At 57.1% G+C, this 17,141-nt stretch carries 16 protein-coding genes; 13 read left to right on the top strand and 3 right to left on the bottom strand.

Features of this window, described 5'->3' with window-relative positions:
- Window positions 1-48 precede the first annotated feature (48 nt).
- The 3 genes from pldA (at window position 49) to rhtC (ending at window position 3,520) form a co-directional block, all read left to right on the top strand.
- Entirely contained in the window at window positions 49-918 is an 870-nt protein-coding gene (gene pldA / locus OKF39_RS22475) for a phospholipase A (RefSeq protein WP_048959727.1), read from the top strand.
- Between the two features lie 90 nt (window positions 919-1,008).
- Window positions 1,009-2,838 carry an ATP-dependent DNA helicase RecQ gene (gene recQ, locus OKF39_RS22470; protein ID WP_028014787.1) on the top strand — a complete coding sequence of 610 codons (1,830 nt, stop codon included), beginning with the start codon at window positions 1,009-1,011 and terminating at the stop codon, window positions 2,836-2,838.
- A gap of 61 nt (window positions 2,839-2,899) precedes the next feature.
- A complete protein-coding gene (gene rhtC, locus OKF39_RS22465) occupies window positions 2,900-3,520 on the top strand; it encodes a threonine export protein RhtC (protein WP_010426287.1) in 621 nt (206 codons plus the stop codon).
- Here the strand turns inward: rhtC and rhtB are convergent.
- Window positions 3,517-4,137, bottom strand: a complete 621-nt coding sequence (gene rhtB / locus OKF39_RS22460; RefSeq protein WP_479983369.1) for a homoserine/homoserine lactone efflux protein — start codon at window positions 4,135-4,137, stop codon at window positions 3,517-3,519. The two genes, rhtC and rhtB, sit on opposite strands and share 4 nt — an antisense overlap.
- A gap of 111 nt (window positions 4,138-4,248) precedes the next feature.
- Here rhtB and pldB point away from each other — a divergent pair, with 111 nt between their 5' ends.
- The 3 genes from pldB to OKF39_RS22445 all read left to right on the top strand — a co-directional run bounded on the left by pldB (window position 4,249) and on the right by OKF39_RS22445 (window position 7,049).
- Complete coding sequence (pldB, locus tag OKF39_RS22455) at window positions 4,249-5,241, top strand: lysophospholipase L2 (protein ID WP_041911835.1); 993 nt, start codon at window positions 4,249-4,251, stop codon at window positions 5,239-5,241.
- Between the two features lie 25 nt (window positions 5,242-5,266).
- On the top strand, window positions 5,267-6,067 hold the full coding sequence (yigL, locus tag OKF39_RS22450; RefSeq protein ID WP_028014784.1) for a sugar/pyridoxal phosphate phosphatase YigL: 801 nt from the start codon (window positions 5,267-5,269) through the stop codon (window positions 6,065-6,067).
- A gap of 82 nt (window positions 6,068-6,149) precedes the next feature.
- Window positions 6,150-7,049, top strand: a complete 900-nt coding sequence (locus tag OKF39_RS22445; RefSeq protein WP_032644934.1) for a carboxylate/amino acid/amine transporter — start codon at window positions 6,150-6,152, stop codon at window positions 7,047-7,049.
- Here OKF39_RS22445 and metR read toward each other — a convergent pair.
- The gene (gene metR / locus OKF39_RS22440) at window positions 6,937-7,890 is read right to left on the bottom strand and encodes an HTH-type transcriptional regulator MetR (RefSeq protein ID WP_028014783.1); all 954 of its coding nucleotides are present in this window, start codon (window positions 7,888-7,890) and stop codon (window positions 6,937-6,939) included. The genes OKF39_RS22445 and metR overlap by 113 nt on opposite strands.
- A 115-nt stretch (window positions 7,891-8,005) precedes the next feature.
- Between metR and metE the strand changes: the two genes are divergently transcribed.
- On the top strand, window positions 8,006-10,267 hold the full coding sequence (gene metE, locus OKF39_RS22435) for a 5-methyltetrahydropteroyltriglutamate--homocysteine S-methyltransferase (RefSeq protein WP_479983368.1): 2,262 nt from the start codon (window positions 8,006-8,008) through the stop codon (window positions 10,265-10,267).
- A 43-nt stretch (window positions 10,268-10,310) separates the two neighbouring features.
- Here metE and OKF39_RS22430 read toward each other — a convergent pair whose 3' ends face one another.
- Window positions 10,311-11,117, bottom strand: a complete 807-nt coding sequence (locus OKF39_RS22430; protein ID WP_479983367.1) for a dienelactone hydrolase family protein — start codon at window positions 11,115-11,117, stop codon at window positions 10,311-10,313.
- 255 nt (window positions 11,118-11,372) lie between these two features.
- Between OKF39_RS22430 and udp the strand changes: the two genes are divergently transcribed.
- The 6 genes from udp to tatA all read left to right on the top strand — a co-directional run bounded on the left by udp (window position 11,373) and on the right by tatA (window position 17,140).
- Window positions 11,373-12,134 carry a uridine phosphorylase gene (gene udp, locus OKF39_RS22425; protein ID WP_003860792.1) on the top strand — a complete coding sequence of 254 codons (762 nt, stop codon included), beginning with the start codon at window positions 11,373-11,375 and terminating at the stop codon, window positions 12,132-12,134.
- Between the two features lie 139 nt (window positions 12,135-12,273).
- The gene (rmuC, locus tag OKF39_RS22420) at window positions 12,274-13,731 is read left to right on the top strand and encodes a DNA recombination protein RmuC (protein WP_126327405.1); all 1,458 of its coding nucleotides are present in this window, start codon (window positions 12,274-12,276) and stop codon (window positions 13,729-13,731) included.
- A gap of 66 nt (window positions 13,732-13,797) precedes the next feature.
- Window positions 13,798-14,553: a bifunctional demethylmenaquinone methyltransferase/2-methoxy-6-polyprenyl-1,4-benzoquinol methylase UbiE gene (gene ubiE, locus OKF39_RS22415; RefSeq protein WP_028014779.1), complete on the top strand. Its 756-nt coding sequence runs from the start codon at window positions 13,798-13,800 to the stop codon at window positions 14,551-14,553.
- Window positions 14,554-14,566: 13 nt separating this feature from the next.
- Entirely contained in the window at window positions 14,567-15,172 is a 606-nt protein-coding gene (gene ubiJ / locus OKF39_RS22410) for a ubiquinone biosynthesis protein UbiJ (protein WP_028014778.1), read from the top strand.
- Window positions 15,169-16,809 (top strand): ubiquinone biosynthesis regulatory protein kinase UbiB, encoded by a 1,641-nt coding sequence (gene ubiB, locus OKF39_RS22405; protein ID WP_028014777.1) that lies wholly within the window; start codon window positions 15,169-15,171, stop codon window positions 16,807-16,809. Before ubiJ ends, ubiB begins: the two co-directional genes overlap by 4 nt.
- Before the next feature lie 76 nt (window positions 16,810-16,885).
- On the top strand, window positions 16,886-17,140 hold the full coding sequence (gene tatA / locus OKF39_RS22400) for a Sec-independent protein translocase subunit TatA (RefSeq protein ID WP_013099238.1): 255 nt from the start codon (window positions 16,886-16,888) through the stop codon (window positions 17,138-17,140).
- Window position 17,141: the final 1 nt, after the last annotated feature.

Raw genomic sequence — 17,141 nt, 5'->3', positions numbered from 1 at the left:
CCTCATAACTATTCAGGTAATTTTACTCTTTGCAGGAGAACACCACCGATGCGGACGTATCTGGCCTGGTTACTGGCGGCGGTTGCGCTGCCCCTCACAGCATATGCGCAGGAAGCGACGATTAAAGAAGTCCATGATAAACCTGCCGTTAAGGGCAGCATTATCGCCAATATGCTGCAGGAGCATGACAATCCGTTCACGCTCTACCCGTATGACACGAACTACGTGATTTATACCCAAACCAGCGATCTCAACAAAGAAGCGATAAGCTCCTATAACTGGTCTGATAATGCGCGTAAGGATGAGGTGAAGTTCCAGCTTAGCCTCGCGTTCCCGTTCTGGCGCGGTATTCTGGGGCCAAACTCGGTGCTCGGTGCCTCTTATACGCAGAAATCCTGGTGGCAGCTCTCCAACAGCGGCGAATCTTCACCGTTCCGTGAAACCAACTATGAGCCGCAGCTTTTCCTCGGCTTCGCAACGGACTATGAATTTGCTGGCTGGACGCTGCGCGACGTCGAAGTGGGCTTTAACCATGATTCTAACGGACGTTCCGATCCAACCTCCCGTAGCTGGAACCGCGCCTATACGCGCCTGATGGCGCAGAACGGTAACTGGATGGTGGAAGTGAAGCCGTGGTATGTGGTCGGTAGCACCGATGACAACCCGGATATCACCAAATATATGGGCTACTACCAGCTCAAAGTTGGCTACCAGTTAGGTGAAGCCGTGCTGAGCGCGAAGGGGCAGTACAACTGGAACACCGGCTACGGCGGTGCGGAGCTCGGTCTGAGCTACCCGGTGACGAAGCACGTGCGTCTCTATACCCAGGTGTATAGCGGCTACGGCGAGTCGCTGATCGACTACAACTTCAATCAGACTCGCGTTGGCGTGGGCGTAATGCTGAACGATATTCTCTAAGCTGCTCGAATGTTTTTGCGTTAAACGTTGAAGTTTCTCTCTCAGGCGCTGAAAATAGCGCCTGTTTTATTTTTCGCAAATGGGGTTAACGTGGCGCAGGCGGAAGTATTGAATCAGGAGTCGCTGGCTAAACAGGTTTTGCATGAAACCTTTGGCTACCAGCAGTTCCGCCCGGGCCAGGAAACCATCATTGAAACCGTGCTGGAAGGCCGCGATTGCCTGGTGGTGATGCCGACCGGCGGCGGTAAATCCCTCTGTTATCAGGTGCCCGCGCTGGTGCTGAACGGCCTGACGGTCGTGGTATCCCCGCTCATTTCCCTGATGAAAGACCAGGTCGACCAGCTGCTCGCCAACGGCGTGTCGGCGGCCTGCCTGAACTCGACGCAAACCCGCGAGCAGCAGCAAGAGGTGATGGCCGGGTGCCGCACCGGGCAGATCCGCCTGCTGTATATCGCGCCGGAACGCCTGATGCTGGACAACTTCCTCGATCACCTGGCGCACTGGAATCCGGTTCTGCTGGCGGTGGATGAAGCGCACTGTATCTCCCAGTGGGGACACGATTTCCGTCCGGAATATGCCGCCCTCGGCCAGCTGCGTCAGCGCTTCCCTGAACTGCCGTTTATGGCGCTTACCGCCACGGCGGATGACACCACGCGCCTGGATATCGTTCGCCTGCTGGGGCTGAACGACCCGTATATTCAGGTCAGCAGCTTCGACCGCCCGAACATCCGCTACATGCTGATGGAAAAATTCAAGCCGCTGGACCAGCTCCTGCGCTACGTTCAGGAGCAGCGCGGCAAGTCCGGTATCATCTACTGCAACAGCCGCGCGAAGGTGGAAGACACCGCCGCGCGTCTGCAAAATCGCGGCTTTAGCGCCGCCGCATATCACGCCGGGCTGGAGAACCACATCCGCGCCGACGTGCAGGAGAAATTCCAGCGCGACGACCTGCAAATCGTGGTCGCGACGGTGGCGTTCGGGATGGGCATCAACAAGCCGAACGTGCGCTTTGTGGTGCATTTCGACATTCCGCGCAATATCGAATCCTACTATCAGGAGACCGGCCGCGCCGGGCGTGACGGCCTGCCTGCGGAAGCGATGCTGTTTTACGATCCGGCCGATATGGCGTGGCTGCGTCGTTGTCTGGAAGAGAAGCCGCAGGGACAACTCCAGGACATCGAGCGCCACAAGCTCAACGCGATGGGTGCCTTCGCTGAAGCGCAAACCTGCCGCCGTCTGGTGCTGCTCAACTACTTTGGTGAAGGGCGACAGGAGCCGTGCGGCAACTGCGATATCTGCCTCGATCCGCCAAAGCAGTACGATGGGCTGATGGACGCGCGCAAAGCGCTCTCGACCATTTACCGCGTGAATCAACGCTTCGGGATGGGCTACGTGGTGGAAGTACTGCGCGGTGCCAATAACCAGCGTATCCGCGACATGGGCCACGACAAGCTGCCGGTTTACGGCATCGGTAAAGATCAGAGCCACGAGCACTGGGTCAGCATTATTCGTCAGCTGATCCACCTCGGCTTTGCCACGCAGAACATTGCTCAACACTCCGCGCTACAGCTGACCGAAGCAGCGCGTCCGGTGCTGCGCGGTGATGTTGAGCTCAAGCTCGCCGTGCCGCGCGTGGTTGCCCTCAAGCCGCGCGTGATGCAGAAATCCTACGGCGGTAACTATGACCGCAAGCTGTTTGCCAAGCTTCGCAAGCTGCGTAAAGCTATCGCTGACGAAGAGAACATCCCGCCATACGTGGTGTTCAACGACGCGACGCTGATTGAGATGGCGGAACAGATGCCGCTCAGCGCCAGCGAGATGCTCAGCGTCAACGGCGTCGGCACGCGCAAGCTGGAGCGCTTTGGTAAAGAGTTTATGGCGCTTATCCGCTCTCACGCCGATGGTGATGATGAGGAGTAGTCAGACGGGCGAAAAAGTGCCAGGATGATGACTCACTGAATTATTTCCCCGCGAGCTAATTATGTTAATGCTATTTCTCACCGTGGCGTTAGTGCACATCGTTGCGCTGATGAGCCCTGGACCAGACTTTTTCTTCGTGTCGCAAACTGCCGTCAGCCGCTCCCGCAAAGAAGCGATGATGGGCGTGCTCGGTATTACCATGGGCGTTATGGTCTGGGCGGCGGTCGCGCTGCTCGGTCTGAACCTGATCCTGGCGAAGATGGCGTGGCTGCATAACATCATTATGGTTGGCGGCGGGCTGTACCTGTGCTGGATGGGCTACCAGATGCTGCGCGGGGCGCTGAAGAAAGAAGAGAAAAAACCGGAAGAGCCAAAGGTAGAGCTGGCAACGGGCGGCCGCAGCTTTGTAAAAGGGCTCCTGACTAACCTGGCAAACCCGAAAGCGATTATCTATTTCGGCTCCGTGTTCTCGCTGTTTGTGGGTGACAGCGTCGGCGCAGGCGCGCGCTGGGGGATCTTCCTGCTGATCGTTGTTGAGACGTTCGCCTGGTTCACTATTGTTGCCAGCCTGTTCGCCTTACCGGCAATGCGTCGCGGCTACCAGCGCATCGCGAAGTGGATCGACGGCTTCGCCGGCGCGCTGTTCGCCGGCTTCGGCATTCATCTCATCATTTCTCGCTAAGCATGACGCGCTGACGCAAGCAGCGCGCCAACCAGCATAAACAGCGAACCAAAGACTTTGTTCAGGGCCTTCATCTGCTTAGGCCCTTTAATCCACGCCGCAATCCGCTGCGCCAGCGTCGCGTAACCAATCATGACGATGATATCGACGATGATGGTTGTCGCGCCCAGCACCACATACTGCATCACCTGGGGCTGATGTGGCACGATAAACTGTGGGAACAGGGCGGCGAGGAACACGATGCTTTTCGGGTTCGTCAGGTTCACGAACACCGCGCGCTTAAACAGATGGCCGCGCGTTTGCGTCCTGGAGAACGTATTCAGGTCAATCGAGCCTGCCGCGCGCCACTGCTGGATACCGAGCCAAATCAGATACGCCGCACCGGCCCACTTCAGCACTTCAAACGCCAGCACCGAACGAGAGAACAGCGTCCCCAGACCAATCCCCACCAGCACAATATGAATGCCGAGCCCGGTCTGTAAACCGGCAATGGACGCCGCCGCACCGCGATAGCCGTGGTTGATGGAGGTGGTCATAGTGTTAATGGCGCCAGAGCCGGGCGAAAGGCTAAGGATGATTGATGTCAGCAGGTAGGCGAACCACCACTCGAAGGTCATTTGAAGCTCCCGAACCGTCTATTTTTATGCCACAATACGCTATTGTTGAGTCATTTTGTGACCAGTGACGAAAAAAAACGATATTCCCTGGATTACGTGAGTGGAAACCCAATGTTTCAGCAGAAAAAGGACTGGGAAACACGAGAAAACGCGTTTGCTGCTTTCTCAATGGGGCCGCTGACCGATTTCTGGCGGCAGCGTGAGGAAGACGAGTTTACGGGCGTCGGTGGCATCCCGGTGCGCTTCGTTCGCTTCCGCAATGAAAAAAATGACCGGGTGATCGTGGTCTGCCCCGGGCGTATCGAAAGTTACGTTAAATATGCCGAACTGGCCTACGACTTGGTCAACATGGGGTTTGACGTGCTGATCATCGACCACCGTGGACAGGGGCTGTCCGGGCGCATGCTACCGGATACGCACCGCGGGCATGTGGATCACTTCAGCGATTATGTCGACGATTTTGCCGCGTTCTGGCAGCAGGAAGTTCAGCCCGGCCCCTGGCGCAAGCGGTACATCCTTGCGCACTCCATGGGCGGCGCCATTTCGACGCTGTTTTTGCAGCGGTATGAGCACCAGTGCGACGCCATTGCGCTCACCGCGCCGATGTACGGTATTGTCATTCGTTTTCCCGACTGGATGGTGCGCCATCTTCTCGACTGGGCTGAGGGCCATCAGCGCATTCGTGAAGGCTATGCCATCGGAACCGGACGCTGGCGCGCATTGCCGTTCGCCATCAACGTCTTAACCCACAGTCGGCAGCGCTATCGCCGCAACCTGCGCTTTTATGCCGATGAACCGCGCTTGCGCGTCGGCGGCCCGACCTGGCACTGGGTGCGTGAGGGTATTCTGGCCGGTGAGCAGGTGTTGGCAGGCGTAGGTGATGATGACACGCCGACGCTTCTGATTCAGGCGGAAGAAGAGCGTGTGGTGGATAACCGCATGCATGACCGCTATTGTGAACTGCGCGCTGCCGCCGGTCACCCTTGTGAAGGGGGTAAACCGCTGGTCATCAACGGCGCGTACCATGAGATCCTTTTTGAAAAGGACGCTATGCGCTCAGTCGCGCTTAACGCCATCGTCGAGTTTTTCGACCGGCATAACTGATTTTCTATTGAGGTTAAATTTTCCTATGTACCAGGTTGTTGCATCTGATTTAGATGGCACGCTGCTTTCCCCCGACCACACCCTGTCGCCTTATGCGAAAGAGACCTTAAAGCTTCTGACCGCCCGTGGCGTGAACTTTGTGTTCGCTACCGGCCGCCACCACGTGGACGTGGGGCAGATCCGCGATAATCTGGAGATCAAGTCGTACATGATCACCTCCAACGGTGCGCGCGTGCATGATACCGACGGCAACCTGATCTTCACCCATAACCTGGATCGCGATATTGCTGCCGATCTCTTCGGCGTGGTGCATAACAATCCGGCTATCGTCACCAACGTATACCGCGACGACGAATGGTTCATGAACCGCCACCGCCCGGATGAAATGCGTTTCTTCAAGGAAGCGGTATTCAACTACTCCCTGTATGAGCCGGGCCTGCTGGATCCAGAGGGGATCAGCAAGGTGTTCTTCACCTGCGACAGCCACGAAGAGCTGCTGCCGCTTGAGCAGGCGATCAACGCCCGCTGGGGCGATCGCGTCAACGTGAGCTTCTCTACCCTGACCTGTCTGGAAGTGATGGCGGGCGGCGTTTCTAAAGGTCACGCGCTCGAAGCGGTTGCGAAACGTCTGGGCTTCGCGCTTAAAGACTGTATCGCCTTTGGCGACGGCATGAACGACGCCGAGATGCTCTCTATGGCGGGCAAAGGCTGCATCATGGAAAACGCGCACCAGCGTCTGAAGGATCTGCATCCGGAGCTGGAAGTCATCGGCACCAACGCAGACAACGCGGTACCGAAATACCTGCGCAAACTGTTCCTTGAATAATCTTCATTCGGTTGTTTATTGTTCAGTTGTCAACTAAAGAGTTCGCTACAATGCCTGTCCTTCTTTCTGAGAGACAAGCATTGTGGCGCTACTCATTATCACCACTATCCTGTGGGCCTTCTCCTTTAGCCTGATTGGCGAATACCTTGCCGGTTCGGTCGACAGTTACTTCTCGGTGCTGATGCGCGTGGGGCTGGCGGCGCTGGTATTTCTGCCGTTCCTGCGCACGCGCGGGCAATCGCTGAAAACCATTCTGCTGTACATGCTGGTGGGGGCGATGCAGCTTGGCATCATGTATCTGTTCAGCTTCCGGGCTTACGTCTACCTGTCCGTCTCCGAATTCCTGCTCTTTACCGTGCTGACGCCGCTCTATATCACGCTGATTTACGATCTGCTCAGCAGGCGCCGTCTGCGCTGGGGATATCTGCTAAGCGCCGCGCTGGCGGTTATTGGCGCGGCGATCATTCGCTACGATAAAGTTAGCGATCACTTCTGGACAGGGCTGATGTTCGTCCAGCTTGCCAACATCAGCTTTGCCATTGGTATGGTGGGCTACAAACGCCTGATGGAAACTCGCCCGATGCCGCAGCACAACGCGTTTGCGTGGTTCTATATGGGCGCGGCGATCGTCGCGGTGGCGGCGTGGTTTATGCTCGGCAACCCGCAAAAGCTGCCGACCACCACCGTGCAGTGGAGCGTTCTGGTCTGGCTGGGCGTGGTGGCGTCGGGGCTGGGGTACTTTATGTGGAACTACGGCGCTACGCAGGTAGACGCCGGTACGCTGGGGATCATGAACAACGTGCACGTCCCGGCGGGGCTGCTGGTGAACCTTGCCATCTGGCAGGAACAGCCGCACTGGCCGAGCTTCCTTATTGGGGGGGCGGTGATCCTGGCTTCACTGTGGGTCCATCGCCGCTGGGTCGCTCCGCGCTCCGCACAAACGGAAGATGGTCGCACGCGTGGTTCCGCGCTGAGCGAATAAACGCCTCCGTAACCGGCTGACGCTGCTCGCCATCGCGCACGGCGGCGTACAATCGGCTCCACAGTCCTTCCCCCAGGGTTTTGGTGACCACCAGACCCTGGCGTTCAAAGCTCTCCACCACCCAGTGCGGCAGCGCCGCGATACCCATGCTGGCCGCCACCATTTGGATCAGCAGCAGGGTGTTATCCACGCTTTTCAGCTGCGGGCTGATGCCTGCCGGCTGCAGGAAATGACGCCAGATATCCAGGCGGCTGCGCTGAACCGGGTAAATCAGCAGCGTTTCTGTCGCCAGATCTTCCGGCGTAATGCGCGTTTTGGCCGCCAGCGGATGGTCCGGCGCCAGCACCAGACGCACCTCAAAATCGAACATCGGCGAATAGTGCAGGCCGCTGCGCGGCAGGATGTCGGACGTCATCACCAGATCCAGCTCGCCCTGCTGGAGCGAGGGCTGCGGGTCGAACGTCACGCCGGATTTAAAGTCCATCTCCACCTGCGGCCACTTCTGGCGAAAGTTCTCAAGCGCGGGGGTCAGCCACTGAATACAGCTGTGGCACTCAATGGCGATCCGCAGTTTGGTCTGCTGCGGCTCGTTACACGCCTGCAGCGCACTGGCGATCTGCGGCAGTACCTGATTCGCCAGTTGAAGAAGAATTTCACCCTGCGGCGTAAAGCGCAAAGGCTGGCTCTTACGCACAAAAAGACGAAATCCGAGGCGTTGTTCCAGATCGCTGAACTGGTGAGAAAGGGCGGACTGGGTCTGGTGCAGCGTGGCCGCCGCCGCCGCGAGCGAACCGCAGTTCCGCAACGCTTGTAGCGTTTTCAGGTGTTTAATCTCGATCATGAAAGTCCTTCACTCCGCCATGAACATTTTGCGCTTGAGGAATATACAGTACCTGCCAATTATAGATGTGTAAACATCTGGACGTCTAAATAACAAATTTCACAAGGGGCATACCATGACAATCCGCACTCACACTCTCGGTTTTCCTCGCGTTGGCCTGCGTCGCGAGCTGAAAAAAACGCAAGAAAGCTACTGGGCGGGCAACGCCACCCGTGAAGAACTCCTGGCGGTGGGGCGGGAGCTGCGCGCCCGTCACTGGGATCAGCAAAAACAGGCGGGTATTGACCTGCTGCCGGTGGGCGATTTCGCCTGGTACGACCATGTTCTGACGACCAGCCTGCTGCTGGGCAACGTGCCGGCTCGTCATCAGAACAAAGATGGATCGGTGGATATCGACACCCTGTTCCGCATCGGCCGTGGCCGCGCGCCAACGGGTGAGCCAGCGGCAGCGGCGGAAATGACCAAGTGGTTTAACACCAACTATCACTATATGGTGCCGGAGTTCGTCAAAGGTCAGCAGTTTACGCTGACCTGGACGCAGCTTCTGGACGAAGTGGATGAAGCGCTGGCGCTGGGCCACCAGGTGAAGCCCGTATTGCTGGGGCCGGTAACCTACCTGTGGCTGGGTAAAGTGAAGGGCGAACAATTTGACCGCCTCAGCCTGCTGAACGATATTCTGCCGGTCTATAAGCTGGTGCTGATTGAGCTGGGCAAGCGCGGCATTCAGTGGGTGCAAATCGACGAACCCGCGCTGGTGCTGGAGCTGCCGCAGGAGTGGCTCGATGCCTTCAAACCGGCGTATGACGCGCTCACCGGACAGGTGAAGCTGCTGCTGACCACCTATTTCGAGGGCGTGACGCCGAACCTCGACACTATCACCGCGCTGCCGGTTCAGGGCCTGCACGTTGACCTGGTTCACGGTAAGGACGATGTCGCAGAGCTGCACGAGCGCCTGCCTGAGGAGTGGTTGCTCTCCGCCGGTCTGGTCAACGGCCGTAACGTCTGGCGCGCCGATCTGAGCGAGAAATACGCCCAAATTAAAGACATCGTCGGTAAACGCGAGCTGTGGGTGGCTTCATCCTGCTCGCTGCTGCACAGTCCGATCGATCTGAGCGTGGAGACCCGTCTCGACCCTGAAGTGAAGAGCTGGTTTGCCTTCGCCCTGCAAAAATGTGAAGAGCTGGCACTGCTGCGCGACGCGCTCAACAGCGGCGATACGGCGGCGATTACCGACTGGAGCGCACCGATTCAGGCGCGTCGTCACTCGGCTCGCGTGCACAACCCGGCGGTGGAAAAACGTCTGGCGGCCATAACCGCCCGGGACAGCCAGCGTCAGAGCCCGTACGAGGTACGTGCCGAAGCCCAGCGCGCCCGCTTCAATCTTCCCGCGTGGCCGACCACGACCATCGGTTCATTCCCGCAAACTACCGAGATCCGCGGCCTGCGTCTGGACTTCAAAAAGGGCAATCTGGACGCGAATCATTACCGCACCGGCATTGCGGAACACATCAAGCAGGCGATTATCGAGCAGGAACGCCTCGGGCTGGACGTGCTGGTACACGGCGAAGCCGAGCGTAACGACATGGTGGAATACTTCGGTGAACACCTGGACGGCTTCGTCTTTACCCAGAACGGCTGGGTGCAGAGCTACGGCTCCCGCTGCGTGAAGCCGCCGGTGGTCATTGGCGACGTCAGCCGCCCGGAACCGATCACGGTGGAGTGGGCGAAGTACGCCCAGTCCCTGACCGACAAGCCGGTAAAAGGCATGCTGACCGGCCCGGTGACCATTCTCTGCTGGTCGTTCCCGCGCGAAGACGTGACCCGTGAAACCATCGCCAAACAGATCGCCCTGGCGCTGCGTGATGAAGTGGCGGATCTGGAGGCGGCGGGGATTGGCATCATCCAGATTGACGAACCGGCGCTGCGCGAAGGTTTGCCGCTGCGCCGCAGCGACTGGGATGCTTACCTGCAGTGGGGCGTGGAAGCATTCCGCATCAACGCCGCAGTGGCGAAGGACGACACCCAGATCCACACCCATATGTGTTACTGCGAATTTAACGACATCATGGATTCTATTGCCGCGCTGGATGCAGACGTGATCACCATCGAGACCTCGCGTTCAGACATGGAGCTGCTGGAGTCGTTTGAAGAGTTCGACTACCCGAACGAAATTGGGCCGGGCGTATATGACATTCACTCCCCGAACGTGCCGAGCGTGGAGTGGATTGAAGTGCTGCTGAGGAAAGCTGCCCAGCGTATCCCGGCAGAACGCCTGTGGGTAAACCCGGACTGCGGCCTGAAAACCCGCGGCTGGCCGGAGACGCGTGCGGCGCTCGCCAACATGGTGAAGGCGGCGCAGAACTTACGTCAGGCTTGATGACGCGCAGGCCCGGTAAGGCGCAGCCGCCACCGGGCTTTTTTTATGCTTTCTTCCCACCGTACTGGCTAAACCATGACAGCATTCTCTGCCAGCCATCTTTCGCGGATTCCGCGTGATAGCTCGGACGATAATCGGCATTAAACGCGTGTCCGGCATCGGGATACACCACGATTTCGGCCTTCGCGTTCGCCGCCCGCAGCGCGTGGCGCATCGTCTCGACGGTATCAAGCGGAATGCCGGTATCCTGGCCGCCATACAGCCCTAACACCGGCGCATTGAGATCGGTAGCGATATCAACCGGATGCTTCGGTGAGTTAAGCGTCTTTTCGCCCACCAGTTTGCCGTACCAGGCAACGGCGGCTTTCAGCTGCGGGTTATGCGCGGCATACAGCCAGCTAATGCGTCCACCCCAGCAGAAACCGGTGACCATTAAGCGGTGCGGGTCGCCGCCGTTGCGCGCCGCCCAGCTGGCGACGTGGTCTAGGTCTGCCAGCACCTGTGCGTCCGGCACTTTGCTGACCAGGTTGCTGAACAGCGTCGGGATATCACTGTAGTCATTCGGATCGCCCTGACGGAAGTAGAGCTCTGGCGCAACGGCCAGATAACCCTCCAGCGCCAGGCGGCGGCAGAGGTCGCGAATATGTTCGTGAACGCCGAAAATCTCCTGAACCACAATCACGATGGGCAGCGGGCCGTCTGCTGACTTTGGCCGCGCGTGATATGCAGGCATATTTTCCCCCTGAGAGGGGATGGAGGTCTCGCCTGCAGTAATGGCCTCTTCTGAGGTTGAGACGATGGTTGAAGCATGCGGAGCCGCAGCAGGTGCAAATCCGGTTTTTTCAGTCATGGCATTCTCCGTACCAATGAGTTAGCGCAAAGGTAAATATAGACACCAGGTTAACAACTCACAGTGCCTTAAACGGTCTATCTTTTGTGCAGCACCCGACGATATAACTTGTTAATGTGATGTGAATCACTTTTTGATGGAAATTCAATGCAATCATTTTCATTCATGGTGAGATGCGTCACGAAATTATGCTTACCGCTTCTGTAAAGTACCGTTTTACTTCTTCTGACTAACCGACCCACAGAGGAGTCACCTATGTCTAAGTCTGATGTTTTTCATCTCGGCCTCACTAAAAACGATTTACAAGGGGCTACGCTCGCTATCGTCCCTGGCGACCCAGAGCGTGTGGAAAAGATCGCCGCGCTGATGGATAAGCCGGTCAAGCTGGCTGCCCATCGTGAATTCACCACCTGGCGCGCAGAGCTGGATGGCAAAGCGGTGATTGTGTGCTCTACCGGTATCGGTGGCCCGTCTACCTCTATCGCCGTGGAAGAGCTGGCGCAGCTGGGCATTCGTACTTTCCTGCGTATCGGCACCACCGGCGCGATTCAGCCGCACATTAACGTCGGCGACGTGCTGGTGACGACCGCATCCGTGCGTCTGGACGGCGCAAGCCTGCACTTTGCACCGATGGAATTCCCGGCAGTGGCTGACTTCGAGTGCACCACCGCGCTGGTTGAAGCGGCGAAATCCGTGGGCGCAACCACTCACGTGGGCGTAACTGCCTCTTCTGATACCTTCTATCCGGGCCAGGAGCGTTACGACACCTTCTCAGGCCGCGTAGTGAGCCGCTTCAAAGGCTCAATGGAAGAGTGGCAGTCCATGGGCGTGATGAACTACGAGATGGAATCCGCAACGCTGCTGACCATGTGCGCAAGCCAGGGTCTGCGTGCCGGTATGGTGGCGGGCGTTATCGTCAACCGCACCCAGCAGGAGATCCCGAACGCCGAAACCATGAAGCAGACAGAAAGTCACGCGGTGAAAATCGTGGTTGAAGCGGCTCGCCGCCTGATCTAGTCCTCCTCTCTGAGATAAAAGGCCGACGCGTTCGGCCTTTATTTTTTGCGTAGCGCCTCGCAGGAAAACCCTTTCAAACTGGACGTTTATACAGCACAATCTTATTTTGTGCGGGTAATACGTTGATGCAGGGGGCGTTGTGGATATCTCAATCCTGATTTATGCGGTAATTGCGCTGGCTGGCGTGGCGATAGGCTGGCTGATATCCAGCTATCAGCATGCACAGCAGAAGGCCGAGCAACTGGCTGAACGCGAAGAGATCGTCGCCGATTTAAGCGCCGCAAAACAACAGCTTGCGCTGACCGACCACTGGCGCGACGAGTGTGAACTGCTCAATAACGAACTGCGTAATCTGCGCGACATCAACACCTCGCTGGAGGCCGATCTCCGCGAAGTGACTACCCGCCTTGAATCCACCCAGCTGCATGCCGAAGACAAAATCCGCCAGATGATCAACAGCGAGCAGCGCCTCAGCGAGCAGTTCGAGAACCTCGCCAACCGCATTTTCGAGCACAGCAACCGCCGCGTTGATGAGCAAAATCGCCAGAGCCTGAACAGCCTGCTGACGCCGCTGCGCGAACAGCTGGACGGCTTTCGCCGTCAGGTACAGGACAGCTTTGGTCAGGAAGCCCGCGAACGCCACACGCTGGCGCATGAGATCCGCAATCTTCAACAGCTGAATGCCCAGATGGCGCAGGAGGCGGTCAACCTGACGCGGGCGCTGAAAGGCGATAACAAAACCCAGGGTAACTGGGGGGAAGTGGTGCTCACCCGCGTGCTGGAGGCCTCTGGCCTGCGGGAAGGGTATGAATACGAAACGCAGGTGAGTATCGAAAACGATGCCCGCTCGCGAATGCAGCCGGATGTGATTGTGCGTCTGCCGCAGGGCAAAGATGTGGTCATTGACGCCAAAATGACGCTGGTGGCCTATGAGCGCTACTTCAACGCTGAAGATGACTATACGCGCGAATCGGCGCTGCAGGAGCACATTGCCTCCGTGCGTAACCATATTCGCCTGCTGGGCAGAAAAGATTATCAGCAGCTGCCGGGGCTGCGCTCGCTGGACTACGTGCTGATGTTTATCCCGGTCGAACCCGCGTTTTTGCTGGCGCTCGACAGACAGCCCGAGCTGATCACCGAAGCGCTGAAAAATAACATTATGCTGGTCAGCCCCACCACGCTGCTGGTGGCCTTACGCACCATTGCGAACCTGTGGCGCTATGAGCACCAGAGCCGTAACGCGCAGCAGATTGCCGACCGCGCCAGCAAGCTGTACGACAAAATGCGCCTCTTCGTGGACGATATGTCCTCCGTCGGGCAAAGCCTGGATCGTGCGCAGGATAACTACCGCCAGGCGATGAAAAAGCTCTCCTCCGGGCGTGGCAACCTGCTTGCGCAGGCTGAAGCATTCCGCAGCCTGGGAGTGGAGGTTAAACGCGAGATTAATCCGGAATTGGTCGAACAGGCGACAGCCCAGGACGAAGAGTTCCGACTGCGTGAGGGCGGGGATGAACAAAATACCCCCAACCAGGACAACGATTTAGCGGCGGATTTATCGCCAGACGAGCAGCCAGCGCGTTTCTTTCGCGGTGGTTGAATCGTAGGGCAATTGCGCCCAATCTGTTACACTTCACGAACATTTGACTGATTAGCAGGCTCTGAGATGGTTGACGATTCACAAGACACGACGCACTTTGGCTTTCAGACTGTAGCCAAAGCGCAGAAAGCTGACATGGTGGCCCACGTATTTCATTCCGTGGCGGCGAAGTACGATGTGATGAATGACTTGATGTCGTTCGGCATTCATCGCTTGTGGAAGCGCTTCACCATCGACTGCAGCGGTGTGCGTCGTGGACAAACGGTTCTCGATCTGGCTGGCGGTACGGGCGATCTGACGGCGAAATTCTCGCGTCTGGTGGGCGAAACCGGTCGCGTTGTACTGGCTGATATTAATGACTCCATGCTTAAAATGGGACGCGAAAAACTGCGTAACATCGGCGTGGTGGGTAATGTGGAATACGTGCAGGCCAACGCCGAAGCGCTGCCGTTCCCGGACAATACTTTTGACTGCATCACGATTTCCTTCGGTCTGCGTAACGTCACCGATAAAGAAAAAGCACTGCGTTCCATGTACCGCGTGCTGAAGCCGGGTGGACGCCTGCTGGTGCTCGAGTTCTCTAAACCGATTATCGACCCGCTGAGCAAAGCCTACGACGCCTATTCCTTCCACGTGCTGCCGCGTATTGGCGAACTGGTGGCAAACGACGCGGAAAGCTATCGCTATCTTGCGGAATCAATTCGCATGCATCCGGATCAGGACACCTTAAAAGCCATGATGCAGGATGCGGAATTTGAGAACGTTGAGTACTTCAACATGACGGCGGGTGTCGTCGCGCTGCATCGCGGTTACAAATTCTGAGTGGAGGTGTCCCGTGCCCTTTAAACCCTTAGTCACCGCAGGCATCGAGAATGTGCTGAATGCCTTCCTGTATCGCGCTCCGGCGCTGAAAGCCGCACGTCAGCGGCTAAACGGGAAGGTACTGCGCATTGTGTTAAAAGAGTTCTCGACGCCGCTCGTGCTGGTTTTCAGCGAACGTCAGCTTGACGTTCTGGGTGAGTGGGAAGGTGAAGCTGATTGCTCGGTCATTACCCATATGAGCGTGCTGCCAAAACTGCGCGATCGCCAGCAATTAACGGCGCTTATCCGCAGCGGTGAGCTGGAAGTGGAAGGCGACATCCAGGTCGTGCAGAACTTCGTTGCGCTCAGCGATCTGGCTGAGTTTGACCCGGCAGAGCTGCTGGCGCCTTTTATTGGCGACATCGCCGCTGAAGGGATCGGGAAAGTTATTCATGGCGGCACGGCGTTCCTGCGCAAAAATCTGCAACGCCAACAGCGTTATGCCGCGGAAGTGCTGACCGAAGAGTGGCGCATGGCGCCCGGGCCGCTGGAAGTTGCGTGGTTCGCAGAAGAGACGGCCGCGGTTGAACGTGCGGTTGATGCCCTAAGCAAACGGCTGGAAAAACTGGAGGGCAAATGACGCCTGGTGAAATTCGGCGCCTCTATTTTATCATCCACACCTTTTTGAGTTACGGGCTCGACGAGCTCATCCCCAAAATGCGTATCACGCTGCCGCTCAGGATCTGGCGGCGGACGCTGTTCTGGATGCCAAATCGACATAAAGGTCAGCCGCTGGGTGAACGCCTGCGTCTGGCACTGCAGGAGCTCGGCCCGGTATGGATTAAGTTCGGACAGATGCTCTCAACCCGCCGCGATCTCTTCCCGCCGCACATTGCCGATGAACTGGCGATGCTGCAGGACCGTGTCGCCCCGTTTGACGGGGTGAGAGCGAAGAAACAGATCGAGGAGGCGATGGGTAACCTTCCCGTTGAAACCTGGTTTGACGATTTCGAAATAGAACCGCTGGCGTCGGCTTCTATCGCTCAGGTGCACACTGCGCGTCTGAAAGAGAACGGCAAAGAGGTGGTGATCAAGGTGATCCGCCCGGATATCCTGCCGATCATCAAAGCCGACATGAAGCTAATTTATCGTCTGGCGCGCTGGGTTCCGCGTCTGCTGCCGGACGGCCGTCGACTGCGCCCGATGGAAGTGGTGCGGGAATATGAAAAAACGCTGATTGATGAGCTTAATCTGCTGCGTGAATCGGCAAACGCCATTCAGCTGCGCCGCAATTTTGAAAACAGCCCGATGCTCTACGTGCCTGAAGTCTATTCAGACTATTGCAGCCAGAACATGATGGTCATGGAGCGCATCTACGGTATTCCGGTTTCGGATGTGGTGGCCCTGGAGAAGCAGGGAACGAACATGAAGCTGCTGGCCGAACGTGGCGTGCAGGTCTTCTTTACCCAGGTATTCCGCGACAGTTTTTTCCATGCGGACATGCATCCGGGCAATATCTTCGTGAGCTATGAGCATCCTGAGGATCCGAAATACATCGGTATCGACTGCGGAATTGTGGGCTCGCTGAATAAAGAAGATAAACGTTATCTGGCTGAGAACTTCATCGCCTTCTTCAACCGCGACTACCGTAAGGTGGCCGAGCTGCATGTGGATTCCGGCTGGGTTCCGCCAGACACCAACGTCGAAGAGTTCGAGTTTGCTATCCGTACCGTTTGCGAACCGATTTTTGAAAAACCGCTGGCAGAGATCTCTTTTGGACACGTGCTGTTAAACCTGTTCAATACGGCCCGCCGCTTTAATATGGAAGTTCAGCCACAGTTAGTTTTACTTCAGAAAACATTACTTTACGTTGAGGGTGTAGGTCGACAACTCTATCCTCAGTTAGACTTGTGGAAGACGGCTAAACCTTTCCTGGAATCCTGGATTAAGGATCAGGTTGGCCTTCCAGCGCTGGTGCGTTCGCTGAAAGAGAAAGGACCGTTCTGGATCGAAAAAATGCCTGAAATTCCTGAACTGGTTTACGACAGTTTGCGTCAGAGCAAGAATCTTCAGCACAGCATGGATAAAATCGCCCGCGAGCTTCAGTCCAGCCGTGTGCGCCAGGGACAGTCACGCTACCTCTTTGGCATTGGCGCAACGCTGCTGCTGAGCGGTACGTTGCTGCTGATCAACCGTCCTGACTGGCAGATGATGCCCGCCTGGCTGATGGCTGGCGGGGTTGTTGTCTGGCTTGCAGGATGGAGAAAAACGCGCTGAGTTTGCATCGCCATCGACAGGTCGCATACGTATAATGCGACCTGACCAATTAATCATCTATCCCTGAGGAATATGTATGGGTGGTATCAGTATCTGGCAATTAGTCATTATTGCCGTCATCGTTGTGCTGCTGTTTGGCACCAAAAAGCTCGGTTCTATTGGTTCCGATCTGGGCGCGTCTATCAAAGGCTTCAAGAAAGCAATGAGCGATGATGAGAGCAAGCAGGATAAAACCAGCCAGGACGCTGACTTTACTGCTAAATCCATCTCCGATAAGCAGGAAGATGCCAAAAAGGAAGACGCTAAACGCCACGATAAAGAGCAGGTGTAAG

This window comes from Enterobacter cloacae complex sp. HYC042_NIDB (assembly GCF_056673315.1).
The sequence above is the reverse complement of the archived record's forward strand: the minus strand, read 5'-3'. Positions and strand labels throughout refer to the sequence as shown.